The 11,011-nt window shown below is 70.3% G+C and carries 11 protein-coding genes and 1 pseudogene; 7 read left to right on the top strand and 5 right to left on the bottom strand.

Annotation, left to right across the window (positions count from 1 at the left end):
- Window positions 1-623: 623 nt before the first annotated feature.
- A complete protein-coding gene (locus tag AB0J68_RS16460; protein WP_354862999.1) occupies window positions 624-878 on the bottom strand; it encodes a hypothetical protein in 255 nt (84 codons plus the stop codon).
- A 179-nt stretch (window positions 879-1,057) separates the two neighbouring features.
- On the opposite strand from AB0J68_RS16460, the gene AB0J68_RS16455 reads away from it, so the two are divergent.
- The 3 genes from AB0J68_RS16455 to AB0J68_RS16445 all read left to right on the top strand — a co-directional run bounded on the left by AB0J68_RS16455 (window position 1,058) and on the right by AB0J68_RS16445 (window position 3,169).
- Window positions 1,058-1,234, top strand: a complete 177-nt coding sequence (locus AB0J68_RS16455; RefSeq protein WP_354862997.1) for a hypothetical protein — start codon at window positions 1,058-1,060, stop codon at window positions 1,232-1,234.
- Window positions 1,235-1,324: 90 nt separating this feature from the next.
- Entirely contained in the window at window positions 1,325-2,383 is a 1,059-nt protein-coding gene (gene trpS / locus AB0J68_RS16450; RefSeq protein ID WP_363939195.1) for a tryptophan--tRNA ligase, read from the top strand.
- 195 nt (window positions 2,384-2,578) lie between these two features.
- On the top strand, window positions 2,579-3,169 hold the full coding sequence (locus AB0J68_RS16445) for an HAD-IA family hydrolase (RefSeq protein WP_354862992.1): 591 nt from the start codon (window positions 2,579-2,581) through the stop codon (window positions 3,167-3,169).
- A gap of 4 nt (window positions 3,170-3,173) precedes the next feature.
- Here AB0J68_RS16445 and AB0J68_RS16440 read toward each other — a convergent pair whose 3' ends face one another.
- Window positions 3,174-4,145 (bottom strand): NADP-dependent oxidoreductase, encoded by a 972-nt coding sequence (locus AB0J68_RS16440; protein WP_354862991.1) that lies wholly within the window; start codon window positions 4,143-4,145, stop codon window positions 3,174-3,176.
- A gap of 72 nt (window positions 4,146-4,217) precedes the next feature.
- On the opposite strand from AB0J68_RS16440, the gene AB0J68_RS16435 reads away from it, so the two are divergent.
- The 3 genes from AB0J68_RS16435 (at window position 4,218) to AB0J68_RS16425 (ending at window position 8,517) form a co-directional block, all read left to right on the top strand.
- A complete protein-coding gene (locus AB0J68_RS16435) occupies window positions 4,218-4,427 on the top strand; it encodes a hypothetical protein (RefSeq protein WP_355069215.1) in 210 nt (69 codons plus the stop codon).
- Window positions 4,428-4,737: 310 nt separating this feature from the next.
- Window positions 4,738-6,843: a cellulase family glycosylhydrolase gene (locus AB0J68_RS16430; protein ID WP_363939192.1), complete on the top strand. Its 2,106-nt coding sequence runs from the start codon at window positions 4,738-4,740 to the stop codon at window positions 6,841-6,843.
- 240 nt (window positions 6,844-7,083) lie between these two features.
- Window positions 7,084-8,517: a non-reducing end alpha-L-arabinofuranosidase family hydrolase gene (locus tag AB0J68_RS16425; protein ID WP_363939190.1), complete on the top strand. Its 1,434-nt coding sequence runs from the start codon at window positions 7,084-7,086 to the stop codon at window positions 8,515-8,517.
- Window positions 8,518-8,626: 109 nt separating this feature from the next.
- On the opposite strand, the gene AB0J68_RS16420 is transcribed toward AB0J68_RS16425, so the two are convergent.
- Together AB0J68_RS16420 and AB0J68_RS16415 are read right to left on the bottom strand one after the other, a co-directional pair.
- The gene (locus tag AB0J68_RS16420) at window positions 8,627-9,283 is read right to left on the bottom strand and encodes a response regulator transcription factor (RefSeq protein ID WP_354862894.1); all 657 of its coding nucleotides are present in this window, start codon (window positions 9,281-9,283) and stop codon (window positions 8,627-8,629) included.
- Window positions 9,271-10,497, bottom strand: a complete 1,227-nt coding sequence (locus AB0J68_RS16415; protein ID WP_354862892.1) for a sensor domain-containing protein — start codon at window positions 10,495-10,497, stop codon at window positions 9,271-9,273. Before AB0J68_RS16415 ends, AB0J68_RS16420 begins: the two co-directional genes overlap by 13 nt.
- A 170-nt stretch (window positions 10,498-10,667) precedes the next feature.
- On the opposite strand from AB0J68_RS16415, the gene AB0J68_RS16410 reads away from it, so the two are divergent.
- On the top strand, window positions 10,668-10,886 hold the full coding sequence (locus AB0J68_RS16410; RefSeq protein WP_354862891.1) for a hypothetical protein: 219 nt from the start codon (window positions 10,668-10,670) through the stop codon (window positions 10,884-10,886).
- 3 nt (window positions 10,887-10,889) lie between these two features.
- On the opposite strand, the pseudogene AB0J68_RS16405 reads toward AB0J68_RS16410, so the two are convergent.
- Window positions 10,890-10,964 (bottom strand): annotated as a pseudogene (locus tag AB0J68_RS16405) (hypothetical protein); the annotation flags it as partial.
- Window positions 10,965-11,011: the final 47 nt, after the last annotated feature.

Raw genomic sequence — 11,011 nt, 5'->3', positions numbered from 1 at the left:
AAGGCTCGACCAATCCGGGGTATAAATCATAATTGGCACTGGCTTTACAAGCACCCTGTTGAGTTCTCAAAGAACAACCACACACCGATCAGAAGACCCAACCAGTGGGCCACCATCCCGGGGCTTTTCGTACCGCGTCCCCGCCGCTCTCGCGCCGGGCACTTTTACTACGTTACCTCACCGTGTTCGCCGTGTCAAACCGTGTGTCCCGGTCTGTCGTGCTTCGTACGGGTTGGTCCCGGCGCACTCACGCAGCAGCGAACCGCTGCGTCAGGTCGTCGGATTTGGCAGGCCGGCCGCTGCGGTGTCCCGCAGTCTCGCCCGGTGCCCTGCCGGTCGTGAACCTTACCCGGTCGGTTCCGCTGCGCCAAATCCGCCTCGCGGATGATCCGGTGAGCCCCGCCCGAACCGTGCCCGCAGAGGCGAACCCCTGCCTGACCCGGCTGCCTGCCCGATCCGGTGCTCCAGGTCTTTCGCCCTGTTTGCCCCGTTCCGCGCTGGCAGAGAGAAAGTTACGCGTCCGTGGGTTTGATCGTCAAATCGGGGGGTAGCGTCCCGCGTCACACTGATTCCCCTCCGCGTCGGATCAGCCATCCGGACGCCTCGCCGAGCAGCGGCGGAGGTCAGGACGCCTGCCGTCGGCGGGCGGCGGACCAGGCTCGGATGCCGAGCACACCGACGGTGGTCCCGATGGCCAGGGACGCGGCGATCAGCAGAGCGTGCACCCACAGGAAGCTGGTCGTGGCGCCGTCGGCCACCGTGCCGGAGGCCCAGGATCGCGGGTCCTGCCAGATGGCGACGGCGAACCTCGGCCAGATCACCCAGGTCCAGATCCCGACCCCGACCAGGAAGAGAGCCCACCCTCGCGACAGCACCATGGCAGCCGAGTATGCCAGCGCACCCGATCCGCGAGCTGGCCAAGGACGCAACGGACGCGACGCCCGGACCGCGCGCCGCCGACCGGAGCTGGCACTCCAAGCAGCCCGTGTCCGGCCACGCCGGGGTGGGCAGTGCGAAGGAGGACAGCTCAGGACCGTCCCCCGGGTAACGTGAGGCCGTGGTCCGGACGGGCAGTTGCGTGTCGGAGGCGGTCGATGTGGTCGACGGCCTGCCGTGCGGTGTCGTGCCCACGGTCCCGGCCAGCTCCGGCGACGGCCGTGAGCACTTCCTGGACGTACTCCGTGCCGGTGGTCTGCGGTACCGCGCCGGCGCGCGATGGCGGACGGCTCGCTGAGCCCTGTTTCCGCTTACCGAGGGGGCCTGTTCGCCCCACTCGGCGCGCGCCCACGCGTGACCCACCCACCTGCACGAGAGGCACCTCGCCATGTCCATCGCACGAATGCTCACCGGCGACCGGCCCACCGGCCGCCTGCACCTTGGCCACTACGTCGGCAGCATCGCCAACCGGGTGCGGCTGCACCAGCGCTACGAGAGCTTCTTCATCATCGCTGACCTGCACATGCTGACCACCCGCAACCGCCGGGAGGACATCGACCAGGTCTCCGGCAATGCCCGCGAGATGGTGACCGACATCCTCGCCGCCGGCGTCGACCCGGCGCGTGCCACGTTCTACCTACAGTCGGCAATTCCGGAGGTCGGCGATCTCAACACCCTTCTGCAGAACCTGGTGACGGTTCCCCGGCTGGAACGGGTGCCCTCGTTGAAGGACATGGCCCGCGACGCGGGCAAGGAGGAGATGCCGTACGGGCTGCTCGGTTATCCGGTGCTCCAGGCGGCGGACATCCTGTGCGTGAAGGGGGAGGTGGTCCCGGTCGGCCGGGACAACGCCGCCCACGTCGAGGTGACCCGGGAGATCGCCCGCCGCTTCAACCACCTGTACGGGCCGGTGTTCCCGGTGCCCGAGCTGATCCCGGCGGACACGCCCAGTCTGGTGGGCACCGACGGCACGGCCAAGATGAGCAAGAGTCGGGGCAACACGATCGCGTTGTCGGACGACGCGGCGACGGTGCGCCGCAAGGTGCGCGGGATGTACACCGACCCGAGCCGGGTGCGGGCCGACGTGCCGGGGACGGTGGAGGGCAACCCGGTCTTCGCGTACCACGAGGTGTTCAACCCGGACCGTGCCGAGGTGGCCGACCTGGCCGACCGTTACCGGGCCGGGCGGGTGGGTGACGTGGAGGTCAAGGAGCGGCTGGTCGTCGCGCTGGAGACGTTCCTGGCGCCGATCCGGGAGCGCCGGGCCGCGATCGAGGCCGAGCGGGGACTTGTCGATCGGCTGATCGTCGAGGGCACCGAGCGGACCCGGCAGGAGGTACGCCAGACCCTGACCGAGGTACGCCGGGCGATGGGGTTGACCGGGGCGTACCAGCAGATGCGGCGGCGGGCCGAGCGGACCCGGCGCCGGACGGACGCCCCGGCCTGACGCGGGCGATCGGGTCTCCTCGTTGCCACGGGGAGACCCGACGTGCCCCCGGGGGGCGCAGCATGACCCTGCTGGCGATGCGGCGTACCGGGACGCGCTGGCGCTGGTCGGCACCGAGCCGGAACGTGCGGACCTGCTGCGTCGGCTGGCATCCGTCGACGAGGAGTGAGCGGATTCCCGCTGTACCCTTCCTCGATGACTCTGCCTCTGCCGCCCGGTGAGTTCGCCGCGTACCTGTTCGACTGCGACGGCACCATCGTCGACTCGATGCCGCTGCACTACGTGGCGTGGCGGCGGGCGCTCGACGAGTGGGGCTGCGAGTTCCCGGAGGACCTCTTCTACGCCTGGGGTGGCCGGCCGACCGCCGACATCATCGTCGAACTGAACGAGCGGCAGGGTCTGGCGATGCCGGTGGCGACCGTCGTCGAGAACCGCGAGCGCATCTACCAGGAGTTGCTGCCGCAGGTCGCCGCCGTGCCCGAGGTGGTGGCGCACATCCACGACGCGCACCGCCGGGTGCCGTTCGCCGTCGTCTCCGGCAGCACCCGGGCCACGGTCACCGCCTCCCTCGACGCGCTCGGTCTGCTGGACCGCTTCGACGTGCTGGTGTGCGCCGAGGACTACACGCGGGCCAAGCCCGACCCGGAGGCGTTCCTGCTCGCGGCGCGGCAGCTCGGCGTGCCCCCGGGCTCCTGCCTGGTCTTCGAGGACACCGACCTGGGCATCCAGGCCGCGACGGCGGCCGGGATGGCTTCGGTACGCGTGCCGCAACAGCGCGTCGGCTGACGCCTCAGGCGATCGTCAGCAGCAGCTTGCCCAGGTAGGAGCTCTCCAGGCGCTTGTGCGCCTCCCGCACCTTGCCCAGCGGGAACGTCTCGGCGACGTGCACCACGAACGGCCCGGCCTCGATGAGTTCGTTGAGGCGCTGCAACTGTCCGCGGTTGGCCACACCGTCGTACGCCCGGACCGACACACCGGACCGTTCGCGCGGTTCCGGCCGCACCCCGTGGGCGTACGCGACGACCCCGCCGTCGGACAGCGTCTCGGTGAGCCGGTCCAGCGTCTTCCCGCCGGCCATCGCCAGGATGCCGTCCACTCCTTCCGGGGCCGCGTCCCGGATCGTCGCGAGCACCTCGTCGGCGTCGGCGTGGCCGTCGAGAGACACGTCGGCGCCGAGGCGGGTCATCAGCGCGACCCCGTCGCTGCCGGAGGCCACCGCGATCACGTTGAGCCCCTGTCGCTTGGCCAACTGCACGGCCAGGTGGCCCTGCCCACCGCTCGCACCGAAGATCAACAGCCAGGCGCCCGGCGGCAGGCTGAGGGTGTCCAGCCCGGCCAGCGCGGTCAGCGCGTCGGTGGGCATCGCACCGGCGTGCTCGGCCGGCACACCGTCGGGCAGCCTCGCGACGTACTCGGCCTTGACGGCCGCGTACTCGGCGTAGAAGCCGCCCTTCGGTCGGCTGGTGGCGGCGGCGTAGACCAGGTCACCCACCGCGAGATCGGTCACCTGGCTGCCGACCGCGATGACGGTTCCGGCGCCGTCCGGGCCGGGCACGATCGGAAACTCGGTGCCCTCGGGCACCAGCATGCCCTGCCGCTCGTAGACGTCCCACACGCCCACGCCGGCGCTCAGGACCTTGATCAGCACCTCGTCGGCGGCGGCCTCGGGTACCGGAAGTTTCCGCAGGGTGATCACCTCCGGCCCGCCGAACTCGTCCAGCGCCGCAGCCTGCATCCGCTCTGGCACGTCCGCGTCAACCATGTGGGCTTCCTCTCCGGGCCGGCGTCACCGTCGCAGCATGCCGGCTCGGCGGCGGGCCCGGCCCGGTGCTCGGTGCCGTTCACCCACAAGGGCGACCGGCCGCAGTCGGTGCACCCCCGAGGGCGTGTTTCGACGGTGTGGCGAAGTGCTCGGCATGTCCTCGTCGTACGACGCGGGCTCGTTCACGGCCGAGCGCTGCGCGGCCGCCATCGGGCGGGCGTGGCAGCCATGCTCAACAACCTGACCGGCGGTGTCTTCATGCTGGAGTACGAATTGCAGTGAACGGGGCGGGCATATCTTGCCCATCAATCGGTGAATGACTATGTTATCGATAACATAGCGATCGTTGCGGGAGCCTCGCCGCTCGCGCGGACCCTCGGGCAGTGTCCGCGCAATCCACGTTCCCGGCCGCGTCGTCCAGGCGACCACGGCCCCACGCGCACGGGCATCGCGCATTCGCCATCCCGCATGCGGTCGCCGGGTGCCAGGCCCCCGTCCGGGCACACCTCGACCCGTCAGGACCGGGTGGCCGACGGCCGGCGAACGTCGACACCCCATTCACCACAGCGCCAGCATGGCGAGGAGTCTCCTGATGAGTTCGCACGGTTTCCCACGAACACGGCGACGGGTCGGCCTGGTCGCCGGCGCGGTGGCCCTGATGGTCACCGCGGGCATGATGGTCGCCGGCAACGCCCAGGCCGCGGCCGGCTGCCAAGTGGCGTATGCCGTCCCGTCCCAGTGGCAGGGCGGCTTCACCGCCGACGTGAAGGTCACCAACCTCGGTGACGCGGTCAACGGCTGGAGCCTGAGCTGGGCCTTCCCGTCCGGCCAGCGGGTGACCCAGGCGTGGAACGCCACCGTCACCTCCTCGGGCGACCAGGTCACCGCGAAGAACGTGAGCTACAACGCCGCCATCGGCACGAACGCCTCCGTCTCCTTCGGCTTCAACGGGTCCTGGACGGGCAGCAACACCGCGCCGGCCTCGTTCGCCCTCAACGGCGTCACGTGCACCGGAAGTGTGGGCGGCACGCCGTCCCCGACCCCGACCGTCACCCCGTCCCCGACGCCGACGACATCCCCGTCCACGTCTCCGTCCCCGTCACCCGGCGGTGACGCGGCGGCGACGGTGGCGGCGATGCAGCCCGGCTGGAACGTGGGCAACACCCTCGACGCCATCCCGGACGAGACCGCATGGGGCAATCCGCTGATCACCCAGGCCATGCTGCACGAGGTACGGGCACAGGGGTACAACAGCATCCGGATCCCGATCACGTGGAGCAACCACCATGGTCCGGCGCCGACGTACACCATCGACCCGGTCTGGTTGAGCCGGGTCCAGCAGGTGGTCGACTGGTCGCTGGCCGAGGGCCTGTACGTGATGATCAACCTCCATCACGACTCCTGGCAGTGGATCAACGGCTACCCGGGCGACCGCACGAACGTGATGAACCGCTACACCGCGCTGTGGACCCAGATCGCCACGAGGTTCCGCGACCACTCGTCGAAGCTCGTCTTCGAGAACATCAACGAACCGCAGTTCACCGGCACCTCGGGCGACGCCCAGAGCGACGAGGTGCTGCGCGAGCTCCACGTCGCGTTCGTCCGCCTCGTCCGCCAGTCCGGCGGGACCAACGCCACCCGACTGCTGGTGCTGCCCACCCTCAACACCAACTCCAACCAGGCTCAGCTCGACGCGCTGGCGACCACGATCGCGCAGCTGAACGACCGCAACATCGCGGCGACCGTCCACTTCTACGGGTGGTGGCCGTTCAGCGTGAACATCGCCGGCGGTACCCGTTACGACACCAACGTCGAGCAGGACATGGTCGACGGCTTCGACCGGGTGCGCAACACCTTCGCGGCGCGGGGTGTACCGGTGATCGTGGGCGAGTGGGGTCTGCTCAGCTACGACTACACCCGACCCGGCATCATCGAACGCGGCGAGCTGCTGAAGTTCTTCGAGGCCGTCGGCTACCAGGCCCGGATCAGGAAGTTCACCACCATGCTCTGGGACGCGGGGTCGTTCCTCAACCGCAACACCCTGCAGTGGCGGGACCCGGGCCTGCTGGCACTGATGAAGACGAGCGTGACCACCAGGTCGGCCACGGCCTCCTCGGATCAGGTCTACGTACGCCGCACCGGCACCATCACCAGCAGGACCCTCACGCTGAACCTGAACGGCGCCTCGTTCCAGGGACTGCGGCAGGGCAGCACCAACCTCGTCAACGGCACCGACTACACGGTCTCCGGGACCACGCTCACCCTGACCAGCTCGGCGCTGACCCGGCTGGTCGGCAACCGCGCCCCCGGTGTGAACGCGACCATCGAGGCCCGCTTCTCGCAGGGCGTGCCGTGGCAGATCAGCATCATCTCCTACGACCCGCCGACCCAGGCCGCCGCCACCGGGACGACCGCCTCCTTCACCATCCCCACCCAGTTCCGAGGTGACCAGCTCGCCACGATGGAGGCCAGGTACGCCGACGGCTCTGCCGCCGGGCCGGCGAACTGGACCACCTACAAGGAGTTCTGGAGCACCTTCCAGCCTGACTACGCGGCGAACACGATCCTGTTGAAGCCCGAGTTCTTCGCCGAGGTCAACGATGGTCCGGTCATTCTCACCTTCCATTTCTGGAGCGGAACGCAGATCACCTACCGGCTGACCAAGTCCGGTGGCACGGTCACCGGCAGCGTCGGCTGACGACGCCTCGGTCGCCGTTCGCACGACGTCCGAGGACCGGCACGGCCGTCCTGCGTGCAGCGCACCGGGGCGGCCGTGCCGGCCTGTTCGGAGGGCCCACGATGACGGTCCGACGCCTTCAAGGCATCGAGGTTGATGGTTTGGGAGCGCTCCCGTAACATACCCGACGCGGCTGTTAACGCTCACCTAACAATGATTCCCACGAATGTGGAGGCCGCCATCCCGTCAGGAGGGTGCTTGATGACCATATTTAGAGCGACCAATGTCGGCCTCGTCTCGGCCGGTGTCGCGTTGCTGGCGTCGGCCACGGTCGTCGTGGCGATGCCGGCCGGTGCCGCCGCAGCGGGCTGCTCGGTGAACTACGCCGTGTCGTCGCAGTGGCAGGGCGGGTTCGGCGCCAACGTGACGATCACGAACCTCGGTGATCCGTTGAGCAGTTGGACGTTGACGTGGTCGTACAGCGCCGGGCAGACGGTGACGCAGTCGTGGAACACGACGTTGACGCAGAGCGGCGCGGCGGTGACCGCGCGCAACGTGAGCTACAACGGGTCGGTCGCGACCAACGGCACGGTGTCGTTCGGCTTCAACGGGTCCTGGACGAGCAGCAACCCGGCCCCGACGAGCTTCGCCCTGAACGGCGTGACCTGCAACGGTGGCACCACGCCGACGCCACCGGTGACCGACACGCCCGCACCGCCGACGACCCCACCGCCCACCACGCCACCGCCCACGACACCGCCGCCCACCACGCCGCCCCCGGGCGGCACGTGTGATCTGCCGTCGTCGTACCGGTGGTCGTCGACCGGCGCGTTGGCGCAGCCGAAGTCGGGATGGGTGTCACTCAAGGACTTCACCGTCGCCCCCTACAACGGACGGCAACTCGTCTACGCCACCACCCACGACACCGGCACCCGGTGGGGCTCGATGAACTTCGGCCTGTTCACCAACTGGTCCGACATGGCCTCCGCCAGCCAGAACACCATGAACAACGCCACCGTCGCCCCCACACTCTTCTACTTCGCCCCCCGCAACATCTGGGTCCTGGCCTACCAGTGGGGCGGCACCGCCTTCTCCTACCGCACCTCCACCGACCCCACCAACCCCAACGGCTGGTCCGCCGCCCAAACCCTGTTCACCGGCAGCATCACCGGCTCCGGCACCGGCCCCATCGACCAAACCCTCATCGCCGACAACACCACCATGTACCTCTTCTTCGCCGGCGACAACGGCAAGATCTACCGCGCCAGCATGCCCATCGGCAACTTCCCCGGCAGCTTCGGCAGCACCTACACCACCATCATGAGCGACTCCACCAACAACCTCTTCGAAGCCGTCCAGGTCTACAAACTCCAAAACCAGAACCGCTACCTCATGCTCGTCGAAGCCATCGGCTCCCAAGGCCGCTACTTCCGCTCCTTCACCGCCACCAGCCTCGCCGGCACCTGGACCCCCCAAGCCGCCACCGAAAGCAACCCCTTCGCCGGCAAAGCCAACAGCGGCGCCACCTGGACCAACGACATCAGCCACGGCGAACTCATCCGCACCACCGCCGACCAAACCTTCACCATCGACCCCTGCAACCTCCAACTCCTCTACCAAGGCCGATCCCCCAACTCCGGCGGCGACTACGGCCTCCTGCCCTACCGCCCCGGCCTCCTCACCCTGCAACGCTGACACCCACCACCTGACGACCCGGGGCGGGCTCGGCACCACGCCGAACCCGCCCCGGGCCGTACGTCCCTCGGCCGCCGCGACGTTCGGGGCGGGTCCAGGCATGCCGGCGCTACCGCTGGTCGCCGTCCAGGTAGCGCAGCACCGCGGTGACCCGGCGGTCGGCCCGGTCGTCCGGCGGGAGCTGGAGTTTCGCGAAGATGCTGCGGATGTGCTTGTGCACCGCGCCGTCGGTGACGAACAGCCGCTCCGCGATCGCCGTGTTGCCGAGCCCCTCGGCCATCAGCCCCAACACCTCACGCTCGCGCGGCGACAGCTCGCCCAGCGCGGTGTCCGGCCGGCGGTTGCGGGCGAGCAACTGCGCCACCACCTCCGGGTCGATCACGCTGCCGCCGTCCGCGACGCGACGCAGCGCGGTGAGGAACTCCTCGACCCGGCCCACCCGTTCCTTCAACAGATAACCGAGCCCGGCGGCGCCGACCGAGAACAGTTCGGTGGCGAACGCCTGCTCCACGTACGCCGACAGGACCAGCACCGCGAGGCCGGGTCTGCGGCGGCGGGCCTCCACCGCTGCCACGATGCCCTCGTCGGTGTGGGTCGGCGGCATCCGTACGTCGACGATCGCCACGTCCGGCGCGTGCTCGTCGACCGCGACCAGGAACTCTCCCGGGGTGCCCGCCGTGGCGACCACGTCCAGCTCCTCCGCCCGCAACAGCAGCGCCAAACCCTCCCGCAACAGCGGGTCGTCCTCGGCGATCACGATCCGCATGGCAGCTCCACGTGCATCCTCGTCGGCCCTCCCGATGGGCTGGTCAGCGTCATTCGCCCGTCGTACGCCTCGACCCGCCGGCGGATGCCGGTGAGCCCGGAGCCGCGTGCCTCGTCGGCGTCGCCGCGCCCGTCGTCCTCGATGGTGACCAGCAGCCGGCCGTGCTCGCGGCGTACGGCGACGTCCACCTGGCTCGCCCCGCTGTGCCGGACCACGTTCGTCAGCGCCTCGGCCACCACGAAGTACGCGGTGGCCTCGACCGACGCCGCGCAGCGGACGGCCACGTCCACCGCGAGCCGGCACGGAACCGCGCAACTGCCGGCCAGGCCCGCCAGCGCCCCGGCGAGGCCCCGGTCGTCCAGCACGGGCGGCAGGATGCCGCGCACCACCGTCCGCAGTTCGCCGAGCGCCTGTTCCGCCGCGTCCTGCGCCTGCCCGAGGATCTCGTCGGCCCGGTCCGGGTCGCGCCGTACCGCCCGGCGCGCGGCGCCAAGCAGCACGTTGACCGCTACCAGCCGATTCTGCGTGCCGTCGTGCAGCGACCGCTCGATGCGGCGCAGCTCCAGGGCGTGGGCATCCAGCGCCGCGGCCCGGGTGGCGGTCAGCGCGGCGACCCGCAGCGACAGGTCGACCCCCGGCGGCGGGGGCAGCAGCCACCGGCCGGGCCAGGACTGGAAGCGGGCCAGCGCCGGACCGAACCCGACCGCGGCGACCAGCCAGCCCACCCCGAGCACCCCGACCACGAGCGCCTCGGACAGCCCGTCGATGCGCCACCAACCGATCCCCGGTGCGCCGGCCTCGGGCGGGACCAGTCGGTACCACAGCGGGAACGTGATGTCCTGGAGGGCGTACAGCGGCAGGGCGAGGCCGACCAGCCCGGACACCAGGCCGGTGATCGAGTGGAGCGTGACCCAGCCGAGCTCCCGGCGGACGAACGGGTCACGCACCGCCTCCCGCAGCTCCTCCGGCACCGGCCCGGGAGCCGGGATCGTCGTGCCCAGACGGGACAGCCGAGCGCGCTCCCGATCGGCCACCGAGCGCACCGTCCGCAACGCGCCGGGCGCCAGCCGCAGACCCACCCCGATCAGGCAGGCCAGTGCCACGACCACCGCCCAGCACAGCGCGCCCATCGCCAGCAGCGCGGTGCCCAGCCCGCCGACGAGGTGTTCGAGGGCGTCGACCGAGGCGCGCACCCGGCCCCGCACGTACGCCATCGCCGCCCACCTCCCGCGCCAACATAGGCCACCGCGAGCACGGCCGGCAGCGTCCGCGGCGGAAAGTACAGCCTGCTGTACCGCCGCTCGTCGAGCTGGCGGGATCGTCCCCGTCGGGGTCGCCCGCCTAGCGTCGATGGTGTCGTCGAACGTCACCGAGGGAGACAGTCATGACCGACCCGTACCGCATCATCGAGGCCCCGGCCGCCGCACCGGAACGGCCCGGCGGCCTGCTACGTCCGCTGCTGTGGCTGGTGCTCTTCGTCAGCGCGGCGATCAACGCGGTGCTCTCGAGCGTGGTGGACAGCCCGTGGATCGGCTCGGTGTTCGGCCTGGTCGCGGTGCTCTGCGCGGCGGCGCTGATCGTCCACCACCGGCGCAACCGCTGACGTCGTCCCGTCGACGGCGCTCGTTTCACGGGCGTCGGGCGAGCCGTCCATCTCGACCACGCCGCTGGTGGGCCGCAGCAGGCCGGCGAGGCACTTCAGCAGGGTGGTCTTGCCACATCCGGACG

Source organism: Micromonospora sp. NPDC049580 (assembly GCF_040675595.1).
Classification (GTDB): domain Bacteria; phylum Actinomycetota; class Actinomycetes; order Mycobacteriales; family Micromonosporaceae; genus Micromonospora.
This window is presented reverse-complemented; position numbering and strand designations above follow the sequence as displayed.

What these genes read in the sequence shown, in the direction of transcription:
- AB0J68_RS16460 (WP_354862999.1), bottom strand. Translation starts at nt 878, where the DNA reads ATGGTGCTGTCGCGAGGGTGGGCTCTCTTCCTGGTCGGGGTCGGGATC.
- trpS (WP_363939195.1), top strand. Translation starts at nt 1,325, where the DNA reads ATGTCCATCGCACGAATGCTCACCGGCGACCGGCCCACCGGCCGCCTG.
- AB0J68_RS16445 (WP_354862992.1), top strand. Translation starts at nt 2,579, where the DNA reads ATGACTCTGCCTCTGCCGCCCGGTGAGTTCGCCGCGTACCTGTTCGAC.
- AB0J68_RS16440 (WP_354862991.1), bottom strand. Translation starts at nt 4,145, where the DNA reads ATGGTTGACGCGGACGTGCCAGAGCGGATGCAGGCTGCGGCGCTGGAC.
- AB0J68_RS16430 (WP_363939192.1), top strand. Translation starts at nt 4,738, where the DNA reads ATGAGTTCGCACGGTTTCCCACGAACACGGCGACGGGTCGGCCTGGTC.
- AB0J68_RS16425 (WP_363939190.1), top strand. Translation starts at nt 7,084, where the DNA reads ATGACCATATTTAGAGCGACCAATGTCGGCCTCGTCTCGGCCGGTGTC.
- AB0J68_RS16420 (WP_354862894.1), bottom strand. Translation starts at nt 9,283, where the DNA reads ATGCGGATCGTGATCGCCGAGGACGACCCGCTGTTGCGGGAGGGTTTG.
- AB0J68_RS16415 (WP_354862892.1), bottom strand. Translation starts at nt 10,497, where the DNA reads ATGGCGTACGTGCGGGGCCGGGTGCGCGCCTCGGTCGACGCCCTCGAA.
- AB0J68_RS16410 (WP_354862891.1), top strand. Translation starts at nt 10,668, where the DNA reads ATGACCGACCCGTACCGCATCATCGAGGCCCCGGCCGCCGCACCGGAA.